Consider the following 22,090-nt stretch of genomic DNA (forward strand, 5'->3'; position numbering starts at 1 on the left):
TAACGCCTTAAGGGAACGGGCAGCTTAGAAAAAGTCGTCATCTCCTAATGCACGTCTTAACTCGGCGCGTTCGAGGTAATCTTCTAAGCGCTTCTTAATTTCGCGCTTATGTTGCATTGCCTCGGCTGCTTTGCTGTTTCTAGGGGTGGTCATTGCCTCAATTTCAGTATCGTTGGGCACGACTTCAGTAATATGAGCCATAACGAATTCCTCATGTTGTTCCTAACGCCTTTCTATCTAAAAAGAGTGTGGCAGAAAAGCAAAAAATTTTGCGAGTCAACGTAAAATTTTCTTCCCGTGGTGCCGAAACGCGACGTCGTAGGCTTGTCATATTATCGCGCTATTTTGGGCTATTTCAGCGAGTGCTGAATTTTGTGATTAAGCGCATAACTCATTATTTTTATTTTCTAAGTTAATTCCTACTTAAATGGTCGGATTGACTTGAATTTGCCTAAAACACCAACAACACTTGGAGAAGTCATTATCATCAATTTGGTGCTAGGGATTTAGCGTGTATGGACATGGATAGTTTCCCCGATTCTTTCAGCCCCTCAAAAAATGTTTATGCCAGCGTAATCAGTTCCAGTTGGTTGATGTTACTCGCCGCCGTTTTTTTTATGGGGATATCCTGGTATGTCCTCGAAGAATATTTACGAGACCGGGGTGAAGAGCGTTTTAACAATAATGTTCAAGATCTTATTGCTGCCGTCAGCAGTCGCATGACCGCCTATGAGCAAGTATTACGCGGCGGAGTTGGATTATTTCTGGCCTCTGATGGGGTGACGCGCCATGAATGGCAACTCTATGTTTCTAATGCCCGCTTAACCGAGTATTACCCAGGAATTCAAGGTTTAGGCTTCGCGCAGCTCTTAACTCCAGCCAACTTAGATTCCTTTACGCAAGAGGTGCAACAGGAAGGTTTTAGCGATTATCGAGTCACTCCCACAGGTGAGCGGGAGTTCTACTGCGCCATCAAAGACCTAGAGCCATTTGACTGGCGCAATCAAAGGGCATTTGGTTTTGACATGTGCTCAGAGCCTACCCGCAGAACAGCCATCTTACATGCCATTGCCACAGGGCTTCCCACCGCATCGGGTAAGGTCACCTTAGTGCAAGAAACCCCGGATGATGCTCAGGCTGGCATTTTAATGTATGTCCCTTTATACCGTGGTCAGCCGATGACGGAGGAAGAGCGTAAGCAGCAGGCCATCGGCGTGGTGTACGCCCCATTTCGTATGAATGATCTGATGCAAGGCATTATGGGAAAACGTTTTTCGGGATTAAAACTGGCGATTTACGATGGCATGGAGGCCAATAACGAGAGCCTGATGTTTAGCAGTCATAAAGCCTTGCCCTCTACAAATGATGTGTTTTATCAATCCCAGCTAGAAACCATGGAGGGTCAAGTTTGGCGTTTAGAGGTGTCCTCCGAGTCACGCTTTATCTCAAGCGCGGAACAAACCCAGAGTGTATGGCTACAGGTGATTGGGAGTGCGTTTATCTTAGCCTTGTTTTACTCAGTGCTGACGATGGCGCGAAATCGCTATCAAGAGTCGCGATTAACGGCAGAGTTAATTGCCAACGAAAAACGCTTCCGCCTCGTGATTGAAGCTTCACCCAGCGCGCTTTTTATGGTGGATAGAAGTGGCGTCATTACCTTAGTGAATACCCATGCCGAACGCCTATTTGGATACGCACGGGATGAGTTACTCGGTCGTTCAATCAATATGTTGCTGCCCGAAGGGTTGAAGGAAATACATCAACAGCATATGGGCGCTTATCTTGCCCAACCAATCGCGAAAAACATGTCGCTTCGGGATGACTTGTTCGGATGCTGTAAGGATGGGACGCGGCTGGCGATTGAAGTCGGGCTAACACCAATTCACTTCAGTAATGGCGTGTCGATATTGGCGACAATAAACAATGTGTCGGAGCGTAAGCGGATAGAAGCGCAGCGCATTGAACATACTAAGGAGCTTGAGCGTATCAATAAGGAACTTGACCAGTTTGCCTACATTGCCTCCCATGATTTGAAGTCACCACTGCGTGGCATAGAGCAATTAACTAACTGGCTCAGTGAAGATCTGTCCGAGAACACCGACGAAAATGTTCAAAAATATTTAGGTTTAATCCAAAGCCGTATTCAGCGGATGGTGTTGCTACTCGACGGATTACTGATGTTTTCGCGTATTGGTCGAGTCGATACCGAGATTGTTGAAGTCGACACTCGGCTGCTGGTGGAAGATATGTTTGCCTTAGTGGCCCCGCCACAGGGATTCAGTTTAGTGCTTGAAGGGAATTTCCCAACGCTTAAGACAGTGAAAACCTTGTTAGAACTGGTGATCCGCAACTTAATCAGCAACGCGATTAAACACCATGATAAAGGTGAAGGTGTCATCAAAGTGATATGTGAAACCTCGAATCATCATTATTGGTTTAGCGTCATTGATGATGGTCCTGGGATTGCCAGTAGTTTCCATGGAAAGGTGTTTCAAATGTTCCAGACCCTTAGACCAAGAGATGAAGTTGAAGGCAGTGGTTTAGGCCTGTCATTAGTTAAAAAGACAGTAGAAAGTCTTGGCGGAAAAATTCAACTAGAATCAGAAGGGCGAGGATGTTGTTTCCGGTTTAGCTGGCCAATGCACATAGTCAACAAGGAGGGGATATGAGCAATAGTCATGACTATAAACAAGTCACCATTTTATTAGTGGATGACGACGATGTGGATTATATGGCGGTGCAGAGGGCGATGAAGCAGCTGCGCTTACTGAATCCGCTCATTCGGGCGAAGGATGGGCTCGAAGCGCTCTCTATTCTGACTCATTCGGATGCCATTAAAGGATCCTATTTAATTCTGCTCGATCTCAATATGCCCCGCATGAATGGGTTCGAATTTCTCGAACATATTCGCTCCAATCCGGTGTTGTCCTCCTCTGTGGTTTTTATGCTCACGACCTCGAGCGCTGATGAAGACAGAATGAGGGCGTACAGTCACCACGTTGCAGGCTACATGGTGAAAACGGATATTAAAGACGGTTTTAATAACATTTTTAATATGTTGGAAGGCTACTGGCGCATCGTGGAGCTTCCAAGCGTATAGGGTATGTATATGGATTTACTACTGATCGATGATGATGAAGTCGATAGAACTGCCATTATTCGGGCGCTACGGCAGTCGAAATTAGCCTTTAATGTCATTGAGGCTAACTGTGCATTTGATGGTTTAAATCTTGCGTTAGAGCGTCATTTTGACGGTATCTTACTCGATTATTTGCTGCCCGATGCTAACGGCTTAGAAGTGTTGATCAAGCTTAACTCTATGACTCAAGAGCAAACCGTAGTGGTAATGCTGAGTCGTTACGAAGATGAAAAACTGGCGCAGCGCTGCATCGAGTTGGGCGCACAGGACTTTTTACTGAAAGATGAAGTCAATTCAAGAATTCTAAGCCGTTCAATTCGTTACGCTAAGCAACGTGCCTCTATGGCTCTGGCGTTACGCAACAGTCACCAAAAACTCAAAGAACTCGCCGAGCACGATTCGCTCACCAAATTAATGAATCGCTATGGATTTGAGTTGTGCCTCAATCGCGCCATCGCGAGGGCGAAACGCAGCAACGATTTTTTAGCGGTAATCTTGCTCGATCTTGATGATTTTAAAGCGATTAATGACACTTTAGGGCATCAAACGGGTGATATCTTACTCGTAAAGGTGGCGTCGAGGTTAAGTTCGGTATTGCGCGATGGTGACGTGATTGCCCGCTTAGGTGGGGATGAGTTTGTGGTGCTTGTGACCGACAATGACTATAAATATTTCCCCATGATAGTGGCTAATCGGCTGCTCAAGGCCTTTGAAGACGTATTTGAGCTTGGGGATAACGACGTGATGATTGGTGCCAGTATTGGGGTGGCCTTTTATAACGAGGCCGCATCCGATAGCTCTGAGCTGATGAAATGTGCTGATATCGCCATGTATCGCGCGAAAAAAATGGGCCGTAACCAAATTCAGTTTTATTCCGAAGCCTTAGATCGTGAGGTGCGCTACCGCAATCATATCGAGTCTAGCCTGAGAATGGCGTTGAGGCAGAACGAGCTGAAAGTTTACTATCAGGCACAGGTCGACGCTCAAACCCACCAAGTGATTGGTATGGAAGCGCTGATCCGTTGGCTACATCCCCAAGATGGACTGATTTCACCGGATCAGTTCCTCCCCATTGCCGAAGAAATCGGACTGATGGAGGAGATTGGGGATTGGATCCTGCTTGAGGCGTGCCGACAGGCGCAGCAATGGTTGAGCCTCTTAGCGCCGACCGGGCGCAGTTTTACTATGGCGGTGAATCTGTCCGCCTCGCAAATTGGTCATATCGACTTATACGAGAAGATAGTGAAAACTCTGGATGCAACTGGGCTTGCCCCCACGGCGCTGGAGTTAGAGATCACTGAAAACTGCTTGATTGAAGAACCCCATGAGCATGCCAAGGTGCTGGATAAGATTGCGCAACTTGGGGTGCGCTTTGCCCTCGATGACTTTGGCACAGGTTTTTCATCATTAGAGCATATTAAACTCTTTCCAATCAGTGTATTAAAAATCGATAAGAGCTTTATTGCCTCCTACGATAAGGACGAAAAAGACACTCGTTTACTCGCCGCATTACTCAATTTTGCCTATGGTTTTAACGTCACCGCGGTAGCGGAAGGGATTGAAACCGTCGAGCAAGCCGAGTTTTGCACCGAAAGGCATTGCAATGTGTTACAGGGATACCTTTTCTCACGCCCCATAGAGGCGAGTGAATTTGAAGCTAAGTACATCACTCCCTTACTTCCTAAATAGCGAACCTAAATTGTGAAGATTATCTTACGTTTGGCTAGTGCCGAGGTTTTCGTCTGGTGAGGAATATTTTCTTGCTTTACACTCAGCAATAGACAAATATCTGCGCCCCTTTCTGATGCAGTGTGCTCAGAGCTTCAATCACAGTGTTTAATTTGGTCATTTGGCAATGAAAATAGGTATCTTATCCCAGTTCCCTGAGTTGTATTCCACCCGACGTTTAGTCGCGGCCTGCGAGAGCCGTGGCCATGAAGCCGTGGTTATTAATACCTTGAATTGTTACATGAATATCAACTCCATCAAGCCGAGCATTCATTATCAAGGCCAAGAGTTAACGGGATTCGATGCCATTATTCCGCGGATCCACGCGAGCGTGACCTTTTATGGCTGTGCCGTTGTGCGCCAATTTGAAATGATGGGCGTATTTGCCGCCAACGACTCGATTTCAATCGCACGTTCACGGGACAAGTTACGCGCGCTGCAATTGCTTTCCCGCAAAGGTATCGGCATGCCTGTGACGGGATTTGCCAATAAACCCAATGATATTCCCGACTTGATTAACATGGTGGGCGGTGCCCCTTTAGTGATTAAGTTGTTGGAAGGCACCCAAGGGATTGGCGTGGTGTTAGCCGAAACCAAAACCGCCGCCGAGAGCGTGATTGAAGCCTTTTTAGGGCTGAAAGCCAATATCATGGTGCAGGAATATATTAAGGAGTCCAACGGCAGCGATATTCGCTGTTTTGTGGTCGGCGATAAAGTGGTGGCTTCGATGAAGCGCCAAGGGCCTGAAGGGGATTTTCGCTCTAATCTGCACTTAGGCGGCTGCGGCGAGAAAGTAAAAATTACGCCCGAAGAGCGCAAGATGGCGGTTGCCGCTGTGAAAGCCATGGGATTAGTGGTGGCGGGGGTTGATATTTTACGTTCGAATCGCGGCCCCTTGATCCTAGAGGTGAACTCGGCGCCCGGTATTGAAGGCATTGAGCAGACCACGGGGATTTCGGTGACTGAGCCTATCGTGGAATATATTGAGAAGATGGTATTAGCGCGTAAATCGAATCGCGCCGTGATAGCCTAACAAAAACGCCGCGATTATCGCGGCGTTTTTTTAGCGTTTAATTTTATAAATCAAAGCCGTAGGAATAGCCTAAAACAACCTTGGCATCATCACCCTGCAGATCGGTATCCGACACCATAAATGAGACTGTACCCATGCTGGTATCGGCACTGAGTGTGACGTTGTAATCTGAGTAGTTATCCTCATCGAACCAAGATTCGACTACATCGCCGCTAGAATAACCGTAGTGCAATGACAGACTCAGTTTATCCGTCAGTGGGAAAGACGCAGTGGCCGCAAGATAACTCATATCTTTGTTATCTAATGGCTCGGCCGCGACATCATCACCGGCGTTGATCACGTGGGAATAACTGAGTTCAAACCATTTCCAGGTGATGGCACCGTGCAGTTCACCAAAATCGATGCTGCCTTCGGCATCGGGGTAAGCGTAGTAGAGGTAGCCAATGTCGTAGCTGAGGTCTTCGGTGATGTTGCCGCCGTAGCCTGCGTAGAGATCCAACTCATAGCTGGTATCGTCGCCAAAGTCGACATTTGAGGCCCAAGTGCCAGCATAGAATCCGGAGTCATGGCTATAGTCAATGCCTCCTTGGATGGCGACCGCATCATTGGTTTGAGTGACCCCGCGCCATAGATAGTTTGAGGTGCCGCCAATATTGCCGGACACCGCCGCAAAGGCGTTGGTCGTTAATAACAATCCCGTCGATAATGCCAAAACGCTGTACAGTGATTTTCTCATTCTCATCCCCTCGATTGACTTATTTATCGATTCACTCATGTCACCACAGAGTGGGTGACATTGGTGCATCATGGTTTTTTCTGATAAGGGAATTGCTAATCACATGCCATTATTTGAACATCTTTAAAAACAATTGGTTGCATAATTGATGTTAATTAAATGTTTTAAAATGCTCAAAAATGGAGCGGTGGACGCACTGTGTTTGTGCAAAAAATCATCTTTCATGCTTTCGTGAGGGCAAAAAAAACGCCTCACAGAGGAGGCGTTTTATAAAATCAATGTCGAGCGAATTAGTTCACACTATCACGCAAGGTTTTACCCGCTTTAAACTTAGGCACAGTGGCTTCAGCGATCTGAATTTCTTTACCTGTCTGTGGGTTACGGCCAGTACGAGCTGCGCGAGTGGAGGTTTCAAAAGAGCCAAATCCAACGATAGAGATCTTGTCACCGTTTTTCATTGATTCAGTAATAGCTGCTTCGAAAGATTTCAATGCACGTGCTGCTTCAGCTTTAGTGATATCGGCATTTTCTGCAATCTTGGCAATAAGTTCAGTTTTGTTCATCTTTATTGTCTCTTCTTTCCGTAGATTTATTAAGTCAGCGTGCCTAACATGCCACAAGGTTTAGCCATTGGAAAGCCCTTTGCTACGGGCTTGTGTCCTATAAGTAACAAAAATGCAGAATATTTACCCCATTCGTGACTTAGGTTTTATTCTTCGAGCAGTTGATATAAGAGCTGCTTTACCAATTTGGGTTCGAAGGGTTTATCGCACAGGGCATTGACTCCCGCCTGAGAGACATTGCTCAGGTGAGCATCATTCGCTTCCGAAGACACCATGAGGATAGGCACATGGGATTGCTGGCTTTCATTACGGATAAATTGAGTGAGTGCTAGGCCATCAACACTGGGCATATTGTAATCGGTAATGATCAGGTCAAACATATTATTACGCATTAACTCAATGGCTTGAGCGCCATCTTCCGCTTCGGTGATCTGCTTGATCCCAAGGTTGCCAATGGTACGTTTAATCACATTGCGCGCCATGCGGCTGTCATCGACCACGAGCACACGCACGTCATGCACATCGAAGTGACTTAGGTCGAGTTCATCGTGGCTGAGTAAATCGATGGTCGCATTTAGCGCCTTGCCTAAGTGTTCGGCATTAAAAGGTTTTGGCAGAATCGCGACCACGCCAGACTGGCGGAAAATTTCTAATTGCTCGCGGCGACATTCACTCGAAACCAACATAAATTGGATGTCTTTATATTCGCTGTTGGTGCGCAGGTAGCTTAAAAACTCGGTCGCGGTGCCATCTTCAAAATACATGGCACTGGCGATGAGATCCGGCTTGTGGCGGGCAATCAACTCCCTTGCTTGGGTCAAACTTGCGGCATTTTGGATGCTGATAATACCTTCTTGCTGTAAACGCTTGATGATAATGCGGCGCTGGGTTTCCGATGGCTCAACAATGAGAATCGAGAGTTCGCTAGGCGATAAATGAGTCATAGTGGCTGGCTTTATCAGGTCTTTTAGGGAGCCGTTAACTTAGGCTAGAAACAAGGGCTTAGCAATAAACAAGCTTACGCTTTTACCTTTGCGGTTAAATAATGATGGGTGATGCGGGAAAAGGCTACCCAATACTGTACTAACAATAAGGCGATGATGCTTAAGACTAAGGGCAACATCGGGATGTTGTGGCCTTCAACCACCACTTTGACGTCTTGCGGGGTAATTTGATAGGCGATAATCGCGGTAATCCCCAGTGCCGACAGACCTAAGGTCTGTAATCCAATATAAATTTTCAGCACTAAGCTAGACCAAGGTGCCTGCGTGAGTATGCCAAACAAAACCGGCAATACACCTAAGCTAAAGAGGTCGAACGAACCAGTAGCAACGGCACGGAGTAGTGCTGCCACAGCAAACAGGGTGTAGAGGGCAATCAGTAGAATAAGGCGTTTAGGCATAGGGTTAGCGTTTATGGCTGATTTTAAGTGGAGCAAGTGTAGGAAAAGCCCTGAACTGAGTCCAGCATAACCGTATTATCATGTAGAATACGCCTTTGCTTAGGCATTCAATATTAGGTTAAGTGATGACAGAAGTAGAATTTTGGGACTTAGTGACCCGCAGTGAACCCGCGCAATCCCAGGAATCTTTAGCGCAGGCATTAAAGCAAAAGTTGGCAGAGCTGAGTGACGAGGAGTTAAAAGCCTTCGATAAATTGTTTGGCCAACAGATGCGTCGAAGCTACTTATGGTCGGTATGGGGAGCGGCTTATATCATTACTGGCTGTGATTCCGATTATGCTTTTGCCGAATTTCGCGCGTTTCTGATCTCACTTGGACAAGCCCGTTACGAGGCGGTGATTGCCAATCCAGACACTTTGGCGCAGTTAACGGCATGGCCTGAGAAGGACGGCTATGCCTATCCTTTTATCGAAGATTACGACTTGATCGCGGGTCAACTATTTGAAGACAGAACGGGTAAGGAGTTGCCTTTTATGCCTTCGGGTAAGGCGACGCCAGCGGGTAAAAAATTTAGCACTAAGCCCAAAGATTTAAAGCAGCAGTATCCTGAGCTTAGTGCGCGTTTTCCGTTTTAATTCGGCTTAAGAGCGCAAGCAGGCATTGCTGCTAATATCGAAGGTCATGCCATAGCGAGGGCAAGCTTGGCGCATCAGCTGATGCTCTTGCTCCGCTAATTGACGGCTAAATTCTTGATCGAGCTGCTTTGTCATGCGCTCTTCTGCCTGCTGTTGTGATTGAGCCAGTTTATCAAAGTGAGACTTTACCACTTGTTGCTGCGTAGCACTAAGCGTGGCGGCATGGCTAGGTAAACTGATAAGTGTGCCTAGGGTGAGGAGCGTCAGTAAGGCGAACTTTGCCATTAAAGGTTGCTGTAGATTTGCGGTTGTTAGTTTCATAGATAACTCCAAATTAAAATCACCGGAACTCGGTCGATTGTTAAATCGTCGTTTGGCTTTCATCGTGCATCCATGACAAACAAAACCAAAGGTATTGCTGAAAAATTAAGCTTACCGGAGGGATCTTGAACCTTGGCTGAACCGCTATCTTACTGCTCGTTTCGCATTTCTTGACATTGAAAGCCCTGTTTACGGGCATCAAAACCGCATTTTAAACCGCATTCCCAAGGCACATCATCGTAGAAGGAAGATTGCTCTTTGGCATAGTCTCGGCAAGCTTCGTAGCTGTCGAAATTATCCATTTTCTTATACTTCCCAGAATCATAACCATGGGTATAAATAAAAGATGACCAGGTTTCGGGGCGTGTATCTTTCTCTCCCGAGGAGATAAACCAAATAGCGCTGGCAAAACAAGTGAACAGGATTAACACAAACACAGGTACAACGGGGAATTTCATTTTTCATTCGTGGTCATAAAATAGTGTGCGAAGGATAATACTTTTTGGCGTAATATGCGCGTTAAATGATCACAAATTAATAACTTTATCCCTTATGGGGTATTGGATACAAAAAGATACGAGTTTCCCTAACATTATCTAAAATATTTACTAATCTATACAAAAGCTTACGCTAGTGATGCTGTATTGAGTTTTGTTTTACATTAAGCTGAAGTTCAGGTTAGATTTTGTACGGTATATGGCAGAAACAATTAGGCCTAGGAGGCAAATATGAAAGTTCAGTTCTTATTACTCGCCAGCGTGTTGAGTTGCAGTGCTGTATGGGCCGCAGACGAGGCGAAAACCGACCCAGTGACAGAAGATGGGGTGGTTAAGATTGTTTGGCAAAATCCAAAGGATTTCCGTGATATTAAATCATCGGGCGAAATTCAGTCCCGTTATGAAAAGCGTTTATTCGATACCTTAACCACCAATATCAATAAAGAAGCGGCAAAGGTTTTAAAACCGAATCAAAAGTTAGAGATGACGGTGACCGATGTCGACTTAGCCGGTGATATGCGCCCAACCTTTGGTGCTACAGCCGATGATTTACGGGTGATCAAAGAGATTTATCCACCGCGCATGACCTTTAGTTATCAAGTGCTTGAGAATGACAAAGTCATCATCACCGGGGACGAAAAGCTTTCAGACATGGGCTTTATGACGGGCATTCAACCTATCACTGACAAGCCATTTATGTATGAGACTGAAATGCTGCGCGATTGGTTAAAGAAAACCATCGCACCTAAACTCTAGGCGCATCTGTCACCACTCTCGCCTAAGCGCTTAGGGCTTGGGTTATATTGAGTTCTTCTAACAGGCAAAATCCGTTACTTGCGGATTTTGCCTGTTTTTTTGCCTTGGCACTTAAGGTCGATAGGCTATGTTCATTACAGTTATAGGTATGGGCGGGGGTAAGCACGCCGACACAGAGGCTGATTAGCTTGTGATAACAGGCTTGTCCTTGCCTATCATCGGCGAGCATTTCTTGGGCTTGCCAGTGCTCTGCACTATAAAAGAGCGACTTATTGGCCTCAAAATCCGTCAAAATGCGTTGGCAGCGGTCGATGAGTTGCTCACAGGTGCTGATCACCACAAAGTCATCGCCACCGACATGGCCGATAAAACAGTTGTCCGTCTTGTATTTCACTAACAGATTGGCAACCTCGCAGATCACCTCATCGCCGCGGCAAAAGCCGTAAATATCGTTATAGGGCTTGAACTGACAGAGGTCAAAATAGGCCAAGTAGAAAGGCTTTTGTTGGTTTCTGAGGCGTTTGAGTTCTTCCTGAATAGGCACATTACCGGGTAAATCCGTTAGCGGATTGGCATGCCTTGCCATCTTGATCCTGTGCTCGGTGATCCGCTGTAGCAAATCTTTAGTGTGGCCAATGCCGAGCAACTTGCCACGGCGCAGAATGATAAATTGCTGGGCGACAGTATTGGCGCTCTCCGAGGTCAGTAATTGACTCACAATCGACAGGGGCTCGCTGGCTTCAATCTGCAACACTTGCGGGTCCATCACTTCACTGACGGCGTGGTTTTCATGCAGGGCTCGGCCATAGGGCGTGCTAAAAAGCTCCAGCAAAGTCGCTCTACTAATAATCCCCAGCGGCAGTTGATCTTGCACCACAACCACGGCCTGTAAGGCGGGTTGAGAGCTAAAAGTATCGCTTAAGTGCTTAAGCTTGAGTGTCGGTACCACAGTAATAGCGCTGGTGCAGAGGCTTTCGGCGGATTCGCTGTATCTGGGCTGAACTTGGGTATTATTCGGCACTAAAGTCGCTTTCATTGCGCGGCTTGGCTGCGCCTCGGGGCGTCCGAGCAAATACCCCTGACAATAGACTATGCCTAGCTGTTTGAGTACGGCGAGTTCCTCTTGGGTTTCAATCCCTTCGGCAATCACTTTGCAGGTGAGGCTCTGGCACAGTTCGACAATCGAGCGTACAAATTCTTGTTTAACCGGGGTTGAATCGATTTGGTGAATAAAGTGACGATCGATTTTCACATAGTCGGGCGATAACTCTGACCAGAGCCGCAAACCCGAATAGCCTGCACCCAAGTCATCGATAGCGGTCATAAAGCCTTGGCTGCGATAGTGATTCAGGCAAGATTTCAGTAAGTCGATATCGTCGGCGGGATATTGCTCCGATAACTCAATCACCACCTGTGAAGGTGAGATCCCAAGCTGCTGTAACAGTTGCAGCGTCATGCCCTTAGGATGGGTGGGATCGAGCAGGGCCTTAGGGGAAATATTGATAAACAAACGGCCTTGGAACTGGCGCAGTTTGAATTGCTCTAGCGAAATACGGCGGCACAGAGTCTCGAGTTCGCTCAATTTGCCCTGATGTTCCGCGGTTTTAAACAGCGGAATGGGTGAGTAGAGCGGGCTGTGCTCTGGCCCGCGGCTCAGGGCTTCAAATCCGTGGATCTTGTGTTCCAAGATATTGAATATGGGCTGAAAAAGCGGGCTGATTGCCCCCTTTGCGATTATCTTATCAAGCTCTTTTGCCAGATCTAAACTCGTCATTACTTCAGCCCCCACGACAATGTTTGCGGAGTCTATGACTTAGAAATGACAAAATGATGACAATTTTGTTTGCCGAAAATCCGTAGGTTGGAAATGAGAGCAAACGCTGAAATCGATGATATTTCAGCGTTTATTGAATTAGCTCTGCTTTTTAAAGGCGTGCAAGGTTTTTAGTAGGGTGGCCAGTTGGCGCACTAAGGTTTCTAGTGCGGCGGGATCTAGGCTGCTCTGTTGTTGCAGCTTAGTGAGGTCATCCACTAATTCTTGCACATAGGGCAAAAAGCGGTTGCTCGACACCATAAAGCCTTGTTCGGCTGTGAAAATGCTAGTGAATTTCCCATGGCCCGCTTTTTTCAACTCATCTAACTTAGTGTCAGCGTCTATGGCTTGGCGATAGGCGATTTGAAGGTTTTCTTTCAGTTGCTCTATAACCTTAGTGTGTGGCATAACAGCGTCTCATTGCAAAATTTGCAGGAATTATAAGGGGCAAAGGATATGGCAACAAGTCGGTGGCGACTATTACTGGCGCTGTGCGGCGTCGCAATGTTTACCTGTGGGCCGAGTTGGGCGGCGCAAACGGATAAACCGCCGTTTTATCAGGTGCAATGGCAGGGGAAATCCGCTTACCTTTTGGGTTCAATCCATATTGGCCGTGCCGATTTTTATCCTATGCCAGCGCAAGTGGAGGCGGCATTTACCAAATCCAAGGGATTAGTGGTTGAAATCGATACTAATAAAATCGACAGCCGCGCCCTATTGCAAAAGTATGGTATGGCGACTCATGAACAGGGGCTCGATTGGCAGAGCCGAGATAAGCAAACGGTAGAGGTGATGCGCCACTATTGTGAAGACAAGGCAAGCTTATGCCAGTCGATTCAAGCCTTTGCACCTTGGTTGCAGGCATCTCAACTTAATCTTTTACGTTACAATAGCTTAGGGTTTATTACCGACTATGGTGTCGATATGCAGTTGCTTGGCCGTGCGGGTAAGCCTGTGTATCAGTTGGAGACGGCTGAGTCGCAGTTCCAATTACTGGCCTCCTTCGATAGTCAAGTCCAGTGGTCTATGGTGCGCGAAGCCATTAATGCCTCTGATGCCGAACTACTCTCGCTGGTTGAGGCGTGGCGCTCCGGTGATGAAACTGCACTTGATACTTTGATGCAGGAGCAGCTTGGCGGTGAGGGCGATACCCTGATGCTGGATAAAATTCTTTGGCAGCGTAATAAGGTCATGGCCGATGGCATGATGAGATTAATGACCGCAGAAGCAGCCAGCGAGCCATTATTTGTGGTAGTAGGCGCAGGCCATGTGGTGGGTGATAAAAGCGTAGTTCAGCTACTTAAACAGAAGGGGGCCACCGTAATCGCCTGTTGGCGTGAGCAATGTAACTGATATCTCTGTGTGACGGATGATTGGGTTGGCACTCTGGTGTTGAAAACACAGGGGTTGAACGCACCAGGGTTTAACGCACTAGGGTTGAACATACTTAGTGCGCAGAGTGAGTGTCTAATCAACGGCTTTTAAACAATAAAGGACGCCTTGGCGTCCTTTATTGTTTCGCGAGCTTATGCGGATGTGTCGGTTGCGGCGCTTTGCCCCAGAAAATGCACATATCGGCCGAGCGAAATATAGGGCTCGCGTTGGGAATATTCGAGCTCCATCGTCAGCAACTTTTGATAGTCAAAATCCGCAGGCTGATGTTTTTTCAAATAGTCGTGAATGACTCGCACGCCAGATTCGCGCAGCAGGGTCATGTGCCATTCGGCAAACCATTGTTTAACATCATGAATATAAAGCGGGTGCGTGGGCGTGAGGCGCACCTTCTTCTTCACCTTTAGATCGGCGGCAACATAGTCGAAATTACCCGACACTAACGCATGGAAGCGCATAGCCTCTTTATTGTAAAACATCAGCGAAAACAGCCCATTGGGCTTAAGCATGGTCAGCAAGCCTTCCATGGTGGTTTTCGCATCGGCCAGCCATTCGACTACGGCATGGCAGAGGATAAGATCGAACTTGCCATGTTCGGCGACGGAGAGGGCCTGAATCGGTGCATGAACCAAACGGATTGCCAATGGCGTGTCGCTGGCATCGATTTGTGCTTTCGCTTGGGCAAGCATTTCAGCGGAAATATCGCACAACACCACTTCATGGCCCAGACGTGCCAGCTTTTGGCTGAAATAACCAAAGCCGCCGCCGGCATCTAAAATCCGCAATTTTTTATCGCCCAATTGCGCCAAAGCGGGAGCGAGATCGCGCCATAACACGGCGGCACGGATTTCACCTTTAGGGGTGCCATAAATGTTCTTCGCGAACTTTTGCGCGAGTTTATCGAAATTCTTATCTTGCACGGGTTAACTAAGTTAAAGACTGGGGGCGATAGTGTGGCACAGGCGTAATATTTTCGCACTCGCAGTGTGGATAAGGCAAAGTCATGCAGGGCCATGTTTTTATAATATATTGATTTTTAATAGGATAAAAAATCACAGTAAAGTTGGGGATATCCAGAACTCTATCCGCTGGGGTATAATCACGCCGTTTTCGATAAACCTGACTCTAATATACCCAAGCGACCTGAAGATATGAGTTTCAGAGCGTCTAGGGGGCTTCAATTCAAGGCGCATCAATGAAGGAATGTGAACACCTTGTGAATTGATGCAACACCGAAGTGGAGTGCCCTAGGCGCTCCGTCTCGGCGGGTTTTAACGCTCTTTATGCTGTGTTGGTTATTTTTAACTTAGTCCACTAGGTCCGCAAATAACCGCAAGCACCATGGAAGGTGTGAATGTCATTTATGCAGGAGCAATAAATGACCTTGCCTAAAGAGCGTTACATTCCCGCTGAATCCTCATCTTCAGGTTGTTTGGGTATAATTGTCCATTCGGTGAGTCAGCATCAGCCCTTTTTAGACACAGTTTTGCCTGTTTTACACTCGTGAGCTTTTTGATTTTTCAGATGTTATGCATCTGTACGGGGTATTTCTGGTTATTCGTGCGTAGGGATAGTTAATTAAAAGGTACTCAGACTTGAATAATGCATATTGTGTTGAATTGAACGCGATGCCCTCGCTGTTTTCTCTTTATCGCAAGATTTTCTTTGGTCGTAAGCCCGGTTGGGATCAACAGCCCTTACCTTATATCAAGGTGTCGGCGCCCAATGTGCAAGTGTCCGAGGCCAAAGTTAGCCAATATGCCCAAGTGTGTGGCTTTAATTTCGACGGTAAAATATTACCGCCAACCTATTTGTATGTGATGGCATTTCGCCTACACGCGGTGATTTTTACCCACGATGGTATTACTTTCCCGCTGCTGGGGATGATCCATTTAAAGAACCGTATTCAAGTCTATCGTCCGACGACAGTCGATGAAGTGTTCTCCCTCGAATGCGCGTTAACGACCAGCCGTGAAACCGATTCAGGCTTAGAGTTTGAATTTGTCTCTAAGGCCTTTGTGGGCGAAGAGCTGGTGTGGGAATCGTTGTCGACTTACCTCTATCGTATCGAGACCGCTGGCCGCCGCGTTCGTCCTCCTAAGGCGCTCGAGATGGCTTGGGACTCACCCCAATCATGGGAATTGAGTGAAGATTTAGGTCGTCGTTATGCCAAAGCATCAGGTGACTATAACCTGATCCACCTGCATCCCGTACTGTCCAAACGTTTCGGTTTTGACCGTGTGCTGGCCCACGGAATGTGGTCTAAGGCGCGCTGTTTAGCGGAATTAATGCCTGAGATTGGTGAACGCCCCTTTGTGGTCGATGTGGCCTTTAAGCTGCCGTTACTGATGCCCGCAGAAGTGGGATTTGGCTACGAAAAATCACAAGACAAGTGGGTGTTTGAGCTGCGTGACAGTAAAGGTCGTAGACCGCACCTCAGCGGTGAAGTGCAGCTTTAAGCATGATGAGTAACGGCGCCTAAGGCGCCGTTTTTGTTGGTGTTGTTTGCAGTACTAAGGCACGCTGTGTCCGGTTGATGCCTGCCAGATACTAAACCATTGCTGCCTGTCTAGGGTGAGTGACTGTGCGGCCACCGCCGTTTTTATCCTCGCGATATTGCCACTGCCGATAATCGGCACGGGCCGACTCGGTAACGTCCGCACCCAGGCATAAATCACTTGGGTGATATCTTGGGCGCCAATCTCATCGGCGATGACCGCTAGGGTTTGTTGCAGGCGAATCGCCTGTGGATGGCTATTATCAAAGATCTTACCGCCGCCCAAACACGACCAAGCCATAGGCCGAATGCGCCGCTCCTGACATAAATCGAGCGTACCATCGTGCAAACTCGCCATTGTTAGCGGTGAAATTTCGATTTGATTGGTGACTAAGGGCTCAGCTAATCTCGACTGCAATAATGAAAACTGCGTGTTGGTGAAGTTAGATACCCCAAAGTGTTGCACTTTGCCCGCCTGTTTTAAGTCAGCAAAGGCTTCGGCCACTTGATAGGCGTCCATCAAAGGATCGGGTCTGTGGATCAGCAATAGATCTAAATAATCAGTTTTCAGCTGCTTTAGTGATTGCTCCACACTGGCAATAATATGCGCCTTGGAGGTGTCGTAGTGGTTTACATAGCGATCGGGGCGACAATCGAAGGCGGGCTTAATGCCGCATTTGCTGACCAATTGCATCTGCTGCCTTAAGGCGGGTTTTAGCGCTAACGCCTCACCAAACAGGGTTTCGCACTGGTATTGGCCATAAATATCGGCGTGATCCATAGTGGTCACACCTAGGTCTAAATACTGTTCTATCAGGTTAAGCCGCTCGGCGGGTGACATTTGCCAACTGTGCATTCGCCAAAAGCCGGCAACAAACTCTGAAAAACTAAAAGGGGATCCGCTCATGTTGTTTCTCATTTGGGAATCTGTATTTTGTAGGGGAAAGGACGCGAGTCGATTTATTTGATGCAGATTAAGGAATCGCTCATTAACCCTTTCGATGGCTATATATCTTAAAGCTAATCACCTAATATCCGCCATATTCAATCAGCCGTTGCTGATACTTACCGATTTTGCATACCTATTTTGTATTTCTTTCTCGCATGCCGAGCGGGGATACCAAAATACCCAAGGGAGAGATGACCCATGCTAACCGATATGGATATTTCGCGCCGTGCGCACCTAAAAGATATCGCAGCGCTTGGCGCCGAGTTTGGGTTATTGCCCGATGAGATGCAGCTATTTGGCAAGACTAAAGCCAAGGTCGATTTACGTGCGCAGCAGCGCTTAGCCGAGCAGCAACAGGGTAAACTGATCATAGTCACCGCCGTGACTCCAACGCCCCACGGCGAAGGCAAAACCGTCACCACCATTGGCTTAACCCAATCCCTTAAAGCGCTCGGTAACAAGGTGTGCGCCTGTATTCGCCAGCCCAGTATGGGCCCGGTATTTGGGGTGAAAGGTGGCGCCGCTGGTGGCGGTTACGCCCAAGTGGTGCCCATGCAGGAGCTGAATCTGCATCTAACGGGTGATATTCATGCTGTCAGCAGCGCCCATAATCTTGGTGCGGCGGCAATAGCCTCTCGGCTCTACCATGAAACACGTTTAGGCAAGGCCGAATTTGAGTTGCAGTCTGGGCAGAATTATCTGGATATAGCGCCTAACGGCATCCGTTGGCACAGGGTGGTCGATCATAACGATCGCTGTTTACGTGAAATAGAGGTTGGGCTAGGTGAGAATAATGGCCCAGCTTACACTTCTGGCTTTGATATTACCGCCGCCTCTGAGTTAATGGCGATTCTGGCACTCAGTCGTAATCTGGCGGATATGCGCGCGCGCATTGGCAAGCTTGTGCTGGCAGTCAATCGCCAAGGTGCGGCTATTAGCGCGGAAGACCTTGGCGTTGCCGGCGCGATGACGGCGATCATGGCGGATGCGGTAAAACCCACCTTGATGCAGACCTTAAACGGTGCGCCTTGTCTTATTCACGCAGGGCCATTTGCGAATATTGCCCATGGCAACTCGTCGGTGATTGCCGACGATATCGCCTTAAAGCTGGCCGATTTTGTGGTGACGGAAGGCGGTTTTGGCTCCGATATGGGGTTTGAGAAATTTTGTAATATCAAGGCGCGCCAGTCTGGATTAACCCCGAGCGCCGCGGTGTTAGTAACCACCTTAAAGGCATTGAAGGCAAATAGCGGCTTGACGTCGGATGCGGATATCAATGCGCCCGACCAAACCCGTCTCGAGGCGGGATTTGCCAACTTAAACTGGCATATCAACAATGTGGCGCGTTACGGTATTCCCGTTGTGGTGGCTATTAATCGATTTGCAACCGATACGGATGCCGAGCTTAACTGGTTGATTGAGGCCGTTGCGGGCACCGCCGCCTTTGGCTGCGAGCTTAGCGAGGCTTTCAGCCAAGGTGAGGCGGGGGCATTGGCCTTGGCGCAAACCGTCATGCGCGCCTGTGAGCAGCCAAGCGAGTTTACCCTGCTATATCCCGATGACATGGCGCTTGAGGCGAAATTATCGACCTTGGCCGAAGTTGGCTATGGCGCTGCTGGGGTGAGTTTATCCGAGGCGGCTAAGCTGCAATTACAAGAACTCAGTGCCCTCGGTTACGCCGATTTACCCGTCTGCATGGCAAAAACACCCTTATCCATTAGCCATGATCCTCAACTTAAAGGCGTACCGCAAGGTTTTATCGTGCCAGTGCGCGAGTTAGTGTTAAATGCTGGAGCCGGATTTATTACCGCGTTGGTGGGGGATGTGATGACTATGCCAGGGCTTGGATTAGTTCCTGGCTATTTAAAGATTGATATCGGCGCAGATGGCGAGATTACCGGTTTAGGTTAATCGATTAACAGTTTGAATATCATGAAAAAGGCGCAATCTAGGATTGCGCCTTTTGTTTACTGCTCACGTTGGCGAAGCGTTATTTACTGGTTTGGTAAATATGCACATCGCGCTGCGGGAAAGGAATGCTGATGCCCTCGGCATCGAAGCGCATTTTCACTTCGCGGGTAATATCCCAGTACACATCCCAATAATCTTCGGGTTTAGCCCAAGGACGGACGATAAAGTCGACCGAGGACTCCCCTAAAACGTGCAGTTTAATGAGCGGTGCAGGGATTTTTTGCACCTTAGGATGCGCCTCAACAATCGACTTAAGCACGGCTTCGGCGTGCTCAATATTGTCGCCATAGCCAATGCCGAAGGTCATGTCGACGCGGCGTTGGTGCTCGGCGGTAATATTGTTAATGGTATCACCCCAAATCTTGTTGTTTGGAATAATAAGCCTTTGGTTATCTAACGTTTTAATTGTGGTGGAGACTAGGCTCATATGGCTTACGCGCCCCGTTACACCAGCGGCGCTAATCAAGTCACCCACATCGTAGGGACGATAGATCAAAATCATCATGCCCGAGGCAAAGTTCGAGAGTGAATCCTGCAGGGCGAAACCTATGATCACACCAGCGATACCAAAGCCTGCCAATAACGGCCCTAATTCTATGCCAAGCTGGGAGAGGGCTATCAGTACACCGATAGTGAAGACCGCTTTTCCCGAGAGCGAGGTAAAGAAGTCTTGCAGTAACTTACTGAAATTTAACTTAGAGTTACTGACGGTATTGCTCACAATCTTCTTCGCCAGTTTGCCCGCAAGGCTTGCGACAAACAGGATCATACAGAAGATAAATAGCTTAAAGACCAAGGTGGGGCCATGGTTGATGGACTGTTCTTTGGCCGTATGCAGCCATTGTTCGACTAAGCTTGAGGCCACATCGATACTCAAGACATCCTGAGTGATATCGCCTGAGATACTGAACAGGGTCTTTTTCAGTGAGGCGGTGTTTTGCTCGAGCGCATCGAGTAAGTCGATATCAATGCTAAGGCTCTGGCTATTGAGCGCCAATCTGTCCTTTAGCTGCATGACGCGACTGGTTTGCGCGGCAGTCACATCTTTACCGGCATTAGTGGCGGCGTTGACCGCATTTTGTAACTGTTGCTGGGTAAAAGTGACAAAGCTATCGAAGTTATCGGCGCGGCTTAAGAGAATTTGGGTCAGCTCTGCTTTCTGCGCTGCGACATCTTCGCCCATTTGGCCGAGCCAGTTTAAGGTCTCGAGTCGTTGTTTGTAGTTGTTGTCCTTATCGAGCTCACGTTTAGAGATTTCGAGTAAGGTCGACTCGTCATCCGCCGTGCCGAGTTTATGGGACAACTTGGTCACGATATCATTGAAGTAGTCGTTGATTTTAAGATTAAATGTCAGCTGCTCTTGCACCAATGCCAACATAAAGGCTTTATCGTAGTTCTCATCTTCTAACAGCACTTTAATCTTATTGCGTAACTGCAATGTCTTGTTTTGAATGCGATATTCAACAATGGTGCGCAACTCACCTTGGGATTGGGATAAGCGCGCAATATCCTCTTTAATCGCTGATTTTAGCGTAATTAATTCGTTTTGGGCTTCGTTAGGGACGGCAACTGTTTGAGTGGCGGCAACGGGTTCGGCTGCATCCGTCGCGAAAACCTCGGTACTCAATAGCAGGGGAAAGCTGAGAGCGAACATGAATATGAGTGAGCGGCGCATAGGCGTTATCTTCAATAAAAATAGGTAGGTACATAATAGGAGCTGCGCTAAACACTGTAAAATTAGAACCGTATAAAATGCTATCTGAGTATAAAATTTGTGCGCTGGTTTGCAGCTTTCGCTATGGGAGTGAGGTTTTAAACCGCTGCGCTAATTAGTTCGACTGAGTGGAGGGAAATTCTGATAAACTTAGCGCCCCATGTCGAGGAACCTACTCTAAATGCTGTGCTCCCATTGCCATCAGTCGATCAAAATTGCCCAAATCACCCAACAGCGCGGAAAGGGCTTTCACGCTCAAGTGCAATGTCCCCATTGTTCAGCCTGGCTGGGCCACAATCCTAAACTGTTGAAGTTAAAATTATTTGGCTTTTATGCGAGTGTGCTGACGGGCTTATACAGTTATTTCGATGCCTCGACGCGGCATTTTTTGATCCCAGTGATGATCTTCTGTGTGATGTTGCTGCTGGTGAGCCATTTTATGGATCAACTACAAACGATTGAGGCGCCAGAGAAGCAAGACGATAGCGATCAACGGCAGAAGTATCGCTAGAGGTGAGGGCGTTAGATTAACCGAGTCGAGCCGCGCAGGGGTTATCGCGCAGGCTCAACTTGGTTTAGGCTAGGGCTGAGTTATTGGATAACCTGCTCTTGGCTCTCGAGTGAGTGTTCTACGTAATAAATCCCGCCCAAAATTACTGCGCCGAAAATCACTATCCCTAAGATTAATCCTAAGTTTTCACGAAAGAATGCTAGCATTTTGGTTGCCTTTTGCTGGATTGAATAGAATGACATATTAGCCAGTATTACACTGGGCACATCATAGTTTTACTGACTTAAGCTAATCTTAAATAACTCTTTTTGCCAACTTGAGCCGGTTTTTTGTTGTGCGTTTTTCATCCTAAAGTTGCAATGGTAAATATCTTGTAACGCATTGGGCGCCTATTACCTTATTGCAACTTGCTAGTGGCCTGACTTAAACTTGT

At 47.5% G+C, this 22,090-nt stretch carries 23 protein-coding genes; 10 read left to right on the plus strand and 13 right to left on the minus strand.

The genetic code is table 11. The features are described from left to right. Nucleotides 1-24 precede the first annotated feature (24 nt). Nucleotides 25-201 carry a hypothetical protein gene (locus N5E87_RS02770; RefSeq protein ID WP_011621344.1) on the minus strand — a complete coding sequence of 59 codons (177 nt, stop codon included), beginning with the start codon at nt 199-201 and terminating at the stop codon, nt 25-27. Nucleotides 202-515: 314 nt separating this feature from the next. Between N5E87_RS02770 and N5E87_RS02775 the strand changes: the two genes are divergently transcribed. The 4 genes from N5E87_RS02775 (at nt 516) to rimK (ending at nt 5,900) form a co-directional block, all read left to right on the plus strand. After that, nucleotides 516-2,669 (plus strand): CHASE domain-containing protein, encoded by a 2,154-nt coding sequence (locus N5E87_RS02775; RefSeq protein ID WP_086902968.1) that lies wholly within the window; start codon nt 516-518, stop codon nt 2,667-2,669. After that, nucleotides 2,666-3,100, plus strand: coding sequence for a response regulator (locus tag N5E87_RS02780; protein WP_086902967.1), 435 nt, complete (start codon nt 2,666-2,668; stop codon nt 3,098-3,100). The genes N5E87_RS02775 and N5E87_RS02780 overlap by 4 nt, the downstream gene beginning before the upstream one ends. 9 nt (nt 3,101-3,109) lie before the next feature. Then, nucleotides 3,110-4,828 (plus strand): GGDEF domain-containing response regulator, encoded by a 1,719-nt coding sequence (locus N5E87_RS02785; protein WP_086902966.1) that lies wholly within the window; start codon nt 3,110-3,112, stop codon nt 4,826-4,828. Nucleotides 4,829-4,994: 166 nt separating this feature from the next. Beyond that, the gene (gene rimK / locus N5E87_RS02790; protein ID WP_011621348.1) at nt 4,995-5,900 is read left to right on the plus strand and encodes a 30S ribosomal protein S6--L-glutamate ligase; all 906 of its coding nucleotides are present in this window, start codon (nt 4,995-4,997) and stop codon (nt 5,898-5,900) included. A gap of 43 nt (nt 5,901-5,943) precedes the next feature. Here the strand turns inward: rimK and N5E87_RS02795 are convergent, their stop codons facing one another. From N5E87_RS02795 to N5E87_RS02810, 4 genes are all read right to left on the minus strand, one after another. Continuing rightward, a complete protein-coding gene (locus tag N5E87_RS02795) occupies nt 5,944-6,636 on the minus strand; it encodes a TorF family putative porin (RefSeq protein ID WP_086902965.1) in 693 nt (230 codons plus the stop codon). Between the two features lie 290 nt (nt 6,637-6,926). Beyond that, nucleotides 6,927-7,199, minus strand: a complete 273-nt coding sequence (locus tag N5E87_RS02800) for an HU family DNA-binding protein (protein ID WP_011621350.1) — start codon at nt 7,197-7,199, stop codon at nt 6,927-6,929. A 146-nt stretch (nt 7,200-7,345) separates the two neighbouring features. Further along, on the minus strand, nt 7,346-8,143 hold the full coding sequence (locus tag N5E87_RS02805) for a response regulator (RefSeq protein WP_086902964.1): 798 nt from the start codon (nt 8,141-8,143) through the stop codon (nt 7,346-7,348). A 74-nt stretch (nt 8,144-8,217) separates the two neighbouring features. Further along, nucleotides 8,218-8,601: a hypothetical protein gene (locus N5E87_RS02810; RefSeq protein WP_086902963.1), complete on the minus strand. Its 384-nt coding sequence runs from the start codon at nt 8,599-8,601 to the stop codon at nt 8,218-8,220. Nucleotides 8,602-8,726: 125 nt separating this feature from the next. Here N5E87_RS02810 and N5E87_RS02815 point away from each other — a divergent pair, with 125 nt between their 5' ends. Then, nucleotides 8,727-9,236, plus strand: coding sequence for a DUF4240 domain-containing protein (locus N5E87_RS02815; RefSeq protein WP_086902962.1), 510 nt, complete (start codon nt 8,727-8,729; stop codon nt 9,234-9,236). A gap of 6 nt (nt 9,237-9,242) precedes the next feature. On the opposite strand, the gene N5E87_RS02820 is transcribed toward N5E87_RS02815, so the two are convergent. Further along, nucleotides 9,243-9,557, minus strand: coding sequence for a hypothetical protein (locus N5E87_RS02820; protein ID WP_086903010.1), 315 nt, complete (start codon nt 9,555-9,557; stop codon nt 9,243-9,245). A 149-nt stretch (nt 9,558-9,706) separates the two neighbouring features. After that, nucleotides 9,707-10,015, minus strand: coding sequence for a hypothetical protein (locus tag N5E87_RS02825; protein ID WP_086902961.1), 309 nt, complete (start codon nt 10,013-10,015; stop codon nt 9,707-9,709). A gap of 270 nt (nt 10,016-10,285) precedes the next feature. Between N5E87_RS02825 and N5E87_RS02830 the strand changes: the two genes are divergently transcribed. Then, a complete protein-coding gene (locus N5E87_RS02830) occupies nt 10,286-10,810 on the plus strand; it encodes a DUF3016 domain-containing protein (protein WP_086902960.1) in 525 nt (174 codons plus the stop codon). A gap of 22 nt (nt 10,811-10,832) precedes the next feature. Here N5E87_RS02830 and N5E87_RS02835 read toward each other — a convergent pair whose 3' ends face one another. Beyond that, entirely contained in the window at nt 10,833-12,584 is a 1,752-nt protein-coding gene (locus N5E87_RS02835; RefSeq protein WP_086902959.1) for a GGDEF domain-containing protein, read from the minus strand. Between the two features lie 138 nt (nt 12,585-12,722). Continuing rightward, complete coding sequence (locus N5E87_RS02840) at nt 12,723-13,031, minus strand: prephenate dehydrogenase (protein ID WP_086902958.1); 309 nt, start codon at nt 13,029-13,031, stop codon at nt 12,723-12,725. Nucleotides 13,032-13,079: 48 nt separating this feature from the next. Between N5E87_RS02840 and N5E87_RS02845 the strand changes: the two genes are divergently transcribed. After that, entirely contained in the window at nt 13,080-13,976 is an 897-nt protein-coding gene (locus N5E87_RS02845; protein WP_086902957.1) for a TraB/GumN family protein, read from the plus strand. 173 nt (nt 13,977-14,149) lie between these two features. On the opposite strand, the gene N5E87_RS02850 is transcribed toward N5E87_RS02845, so the two are convergent. Then, complete coding sequence (locus N5E87_RS02850) at nt 14,150-14,935, minus strand: methyltransferase domain-containing protein (protein WP_086902956.1); 786 nt, start codon at nt 14,933-14,935, stop codon at nt 14,150-14,152. Between the two features lie 708 nt (nt 14,936-15,643). On the opposite strand from N5E87_RS02850, the gene N5E87_RS02855 reads away from it, so the two are divergent. Then, nucleotides 15,644-16,474 (plus strand): MaoC/PaaZ C-terminal domain-containing protein, encoded by an 831-nt coding sequence (locus N5E87_RS02855; protein ID WP_084796712.1) that lies wholly within the window; start codon nt 15,644-15,646, stop codon nt 16,472-16,474. Nucleotides 16,475-16,528: 54 nt separating this feature from the next. On the opposite strand, the gene N5E87_RS02860 is transcribed toward N5E87_RS02855, so the two are convergent. Then, on the minus strand, nt 16,529-17,419 hold the full coding sequence (locus N5E87_RS02860) for an aldo/keto reductase family oxidoreductase (RefSeq protein ID WP_086902955.1): 891 nt from the start codon (nt 17,417-17,419) through the stop codon (nt 16,529-16,531). A gap of 240 nt (nt 17,420-17,659) precedes the next feature. Here N5E87_RS02860 and N5E87_RS02865 point away from each other — a divergent pair, with 240 nt between their 5' ends. Then, a complete protein-coding gene (locus N5E87_RS02865) occupies nt 17,660-19,372 on the plus strand; it encodes a formate--tetrahydrofolate ligase (protein ID WP_086902954.1) in 1,713 nt (570 codons plus the stop codon). Nucleotides 19,373-19,451: 79 nt separating this feature from the next. On the opposite strand, the gene N5E87_RS02870 is transcribed toward N5E87_RS02865, so the two are convergent. Beyond that, nucleotides 19,452-21,107 (minus strand): mechanosensitive ion channel family protein, encoded by a 1,656-nt coding sequence (locus tag N5E87_RS02870; protein WP_086902953.1) that lies wholly within the window; start codon nt 21,105-21,107, stop codon nt 19,452-19,454. A 220-nt stretch (nt 21,108-21,327) separates the two neighbouring features. Between N5E87_RS02870 and N5E87_RS02875 the strand changes: the two genes are divergently transcribed. Next, nucleotides 21,328-21,657 carry a hypothetical protein gene (locus tag N5E87_RS02875; protein WP_011621365.1) on the plus strand — a complete coding sequence of 110 codons (330 nt, stop codon included), beginning with the start codon at nt 21,328-21,330 and terminating at the stop codon, nt 21,655-21,657. A gap of 80 nt (nt 21,658-21,737) precedes the next feature. On the opposite strand, the gene N5E87_RS02880 is transcribed toward N5E87_RS02875, so the two are convergent. Then, a complete protein-coding gene (locus N5E87_RS02880) occupies nt 21,738-21,863 on the minus strand; it encodes a hypothetical protein (protein ID WP_011621366.1) in 126 nt (41 codons plus the stop codon). Between the last annotated feature and the right edge of the window lie 227 nt (nt 21,864-22,090).

Source organism: Shewanella sp. GD03713, from assembly GCF_029843705.1.
Lineage (GTDB): Bacteria > Pseudomonadota > Gammaproteobacteria > Enterobacterales > Shewanellaceae > Shewanella.

What these genes read in the sequence shown, in the direction of transcription:
- N5E87_RS02770 (WP_011621344.1), bottom strand. Translation starts at nt 201, where the DNA reads ATGGCTCATATTACTGAAGTCGTGCCCAACGATACTGAAATTGAGGCA.
- N5E87_RS02775 (WP_086902968.1), top strand. Translation starts at nt 516, where the DNA reads ATGGACATGGATAGTTTCCCCGATTCTTTCAGCCCCTCAAAAAATGTT.
- N5E87_RS02780 (WP_086902967.1), top strand. Translation starts at nt 2,666, where the DNA reads ATGAGCAATAGTCATGACTATAAACAAGTCACCATTTTATTAGTGGAT.
- N5E87_RS02785 (WP_086902966.1), top strand. Translation starts at nt 3,110, where the DNA reads ATGGATTTACTACTGATCGATGATGATGAAGTCGATAGAACTGCCATT.
- rimK (WP_011621348.1), top strand. Translation starts at nt 4,995, where the DNA reads ATGAAAATAGGTATCTTATCCCAGTTCCCTGAGTTGTATTCCACCCGA.
- N5E87_RS02795 (WP_086902965.1), bottom strand. Translation starts at nt 6,636, where the DNA reads ATGAGAAAATCACTGTACAGCGTTTTGGCATTATCGACGGGATTGTTA.
- N5E87_RS02800 (WP_011621350.1), bottom strand. Translation starts at nt 7,199, where the DNA reads ATGAACAAAACTGAACTTATTGCCAAGATTGCAGAAAATGCCGATATC.
- N5E87_RS02805 (WP_086902964.1), bottom strand. Translation starts at nt 8,143, where the DNA reads ATGACTCATTTATCGCCTAGCGAACTCTCGATTCTCATTGTTGAGCCA.
- N5E87_RS02810 (WP_086902963.1), bottom strand. Translation starts at nt 8,601, where the DNA reads ATGCCTAAACGCCTTATTCTACTGATTGCCCTCTACACCCTGTTTGCT.
- N5E87_RS02815 (WP_086902962.1), top strand. Translation starts at nt 8,727, where the DNA reads ATGACAGAAGTAGAATTTTGGGACTTAGTGACCCGCAGTGAACCCGCG.
- N5E87_RS02820 (WP_086903010.1), bottom strand. Translation starts at nt 9,557, where the DNA reads ATGAAACTAACAACCGCAAATCTACAGCAACCTTTAATGGCAAAGTTC.
- N5E87_RS02825 (WP_086902961.1), bottom strand. Translation starts at nt 10,015, where the DNA reads ATGAAATTCCCCGTTGTACCTGTGTTTGTGTTAATCCTGTTCACTTGT.
- N5E87_RS02830 (WP_086902960.1), top strand. Translation starts at nt 10,286, where the DNA reads ATGAAAGTTCAGTTCTTATTACTCGCCAGCGTGTTGAGTTGCAGTGCT.
- N5E87_RS02835 (WP_086902959.1), bottom strand. Translation starts at nt 12,584, where the DNA reads ATGACGAGTTTAGATCTGGCAAAAGAGCTTGATAAGATAATCGCAAAG.
- N5E87_RS02840 (WP_086902958.1), bottom strand. Translation starts at nt 13,031, where the DNA reads ATGCCACACACTAAGGTTATAGAGCAACTGAAAGAAAACCTTCAAATC.
- N5E87_RS02845 (WP_086902957.1), top strand. Translation starts at nt 13,080, where the DNA reads ATGGCAACAAGTCGGTGGCGACTATTACTGGCGCTGTGCGGCGTCGCA.
- N5E87_RS02855 (WP_084796712.1), top strand. Translation starts at nt 15,644, where the DNA reads ATGCCCTCGCTGTTTTCTCTTTATCGCAAGATTTTCTTTGGTCGTAAG.
- N5E87_RS02860 (WP_086902955.1), bottom strand. Translation starts at nt 17,419, where the DNA reads ATGAGCGGATCCCCTTTTAGTTTTTCAGAGTTTGTTGCCGGCTTTTGG.
- N5E87_RS02865 (WP_086902954.1), top strand. Translation starts at nt 17,660, where the DNA reads ATGCTAACCGATATGGATATTTCGCGCCGTGCGCACCTAAAAGATATC.
- N5E87_RS02870 (WP_086902953.1), bottom strand. Translation starts at nt 21,107, where the DNA reads ATGCGCCGCTCACTCATATTCATGTTCGCTCTCAGCTTTCCCCTGCTA.
- N5E87_RS02875 (WP_011621365.1), top strand. Translation starts at nt 21,328, where the DNA reads ATGCTGTGCTCCCATTGCCATCAGTCGATCAAAATTGCCCAAATCACC.
- N5E87_RS02880 (WP_011621366.1), bottom strand. Translation starts at nt 21,863, where the DNA reads ATGCTAGCATTCTTTCGTGAAAACTTAGGATTAATCTTAGGGATAGTG.